Origin of the sequence: Acinetobacter sp. YH16052 (assembly GCF_013417155.1) — a bacterium.
Taxonomy (GTDB): Bacteria; Pseudomonadota; Gammaproteobacteria; order Pseudomonadales; family Moraxellaceae; genus Acinetobacter.
The window spans coordinates 1-1,507 of sequence record NZ_VPEO01000149.1; the positions used below are offsets into that span (position 1 = coordinate 1).

The 1,507-nt window shown below is 42.0% G+C and carries 2 protein-coding genes and 1 pseudogene; 1 reads left to right on the forward strand and 2 read right to left on the reverse strand.

Annotated elements, in window-relative coordinates; genetic code table 11:
• Positions 1-355: pseudogene (locus FTV42_RS16830) on the forward strand (P-type conjugative transfer protein TrbL); the annotation flags it as partial.
• A gap of 21 nt (positions 356-376) precedes the next feature.
• Here FTV42_RS16830 and FTV42_RS16835 read toward each other — a convergent pair.
• The gene (locus FTV42_RS16835) at positions 377-610 is read right to left on the reverse strand and encodes a hypothetical protein (protein ID WP_065996352.1); all 234 of its coding nucleotides are present in this window, start codon (positions 608-610) and stop codon (positions 377-379) included.
• A 15-nt stretch (positions 611-625) separates the two neighbouring features.
• The coding region (gene repM, locus FTV42_RS16840; protein WP_180039251.1) for a replication initiation protein RepM at positions 626-1,507 on the reverse strand (882 nt) is incomplete at its 5' end.

The window sequence follows — 1,507 nt, forward strand, 5'->3', positions numbered from 1 at the left end:
TGGAAGTGGTGCTGCTTTAACTTCTGCCCTACGTGCTGTGGCTGCTGCGACAGCTGGCGCTGCTGCTGGTGCAGCTGGTGCGTCTATGGCTACAAAAGGCGCTGGAGCGTTGGCAAGTGAACAGCTTAAAACGGCTCAAGCAACTGGCACAGGCCCATCGAGTGCAATGGGTAAAGCTGGTTTTATGGCTGGTAATATGGCCATGAATATGAGTTCTGCTTTAAAAAGTGACCTTGGTAGTCGTTTAAGTGGTTCTACGACTGGTGGACGTATGGCTGGCTCGATGATGAATAAAGCAAACGAGCTACGGTCAAAACGATCTAAAAGCAATCAGGATGAAAACACTATCTCATAGGGCGAGACAGATTTTTTCTGATTATTCGCATTTGTTTAGTTGTTGTTTTATACGCTCAATCCTTGTAATAAGACCATCCACACAACTTTGATGACGTTCATAAAGTGGGTGGTCTTTATTCTGCCAGTTATCCAATATTTCTTTGGCTTCGATGTACTCTTGTTCTAGTTTGTATAGTTGACCTTTCAGTCCAAAATTATCTTTATTCCAGATAGCTAATAGCTCGGTTTCACTTAGTTTTGATAAATCAGTCATTAGTAATACTCCCATTTAACCTTTAAAATCTGTTTCTGTTCGCAATGCCTTGAATATGCGTTTTGCCGTTTCTTCTCGCACACTGGACGGGTCACGTAAAATATTGGCAATCCATATTGCAAATGCTTGATAGTCCTTATTCCCTGCTAGGTCGCTGATACTGTGGACTTTAGACAATACTGAGCTATAAGTATTTATCTGACTGTCTGACAAGTTGCAGAACATATCAACCGTGCTTGGATCTCGTTCATGGTTGATTGTTTTAGGCTTGGATTTCTGTTTAAAGCTGAATGAAAACCCAATGATTGAACGTCCTCGCTTATGTTGCTCGTATTCTGCCTTAATGTCGGTATGGTCGTTAATTTGTTGAATAGCAGGCTCTAATACTCGTCTTTTAAACGATTCCATCCGTTGATGCTCTGTGTCCAATACACCAAGTCTTGACCTCAATTCCTTAGTTTCAAGCATTGATACTTTCCCAGTGCTACGCCATGCAATTAGTAGTTCATATAAACGTATGGCATAGGCACTCGTTAGGCTACTTACCTGCTCCAGTTCATAACTGGTGAAATGCTTCTCTAGGTTGGTGATCAGTGGCACAACATCATCTGAAAACCTGATACGGACAAGGGCTTCATTTTCAACATAGGACACACGCTGTACCCATCGGCTCATAACATTCTCAAGATTGCCTTTAGCCGTTAATTTTTGGTAACTAAAGCGACGCTCAAACAAGTTTTTGCAAGCATCCTTTAAGACTTTGTAGGCGGTGTTTCTATGGACATTGAAATGGTTAATGTAGCTTTCTGCATGGATAGTTAAATCACGGTCACTAGGGATATTAGACTCCCTCGCCTCCAGTATTGCTAAAAGGATTAGGCGTTGTTCTGCAAGGTC

Coding starts and splice junctions, on each gene's coding strand:
- FTV42_RS16835 (WP_065996352.1), bottom strand. CDS start 610: ATGACTGATTTATCAAAACTAAGTGAAACCGAGCTATTAGCTATCTGG.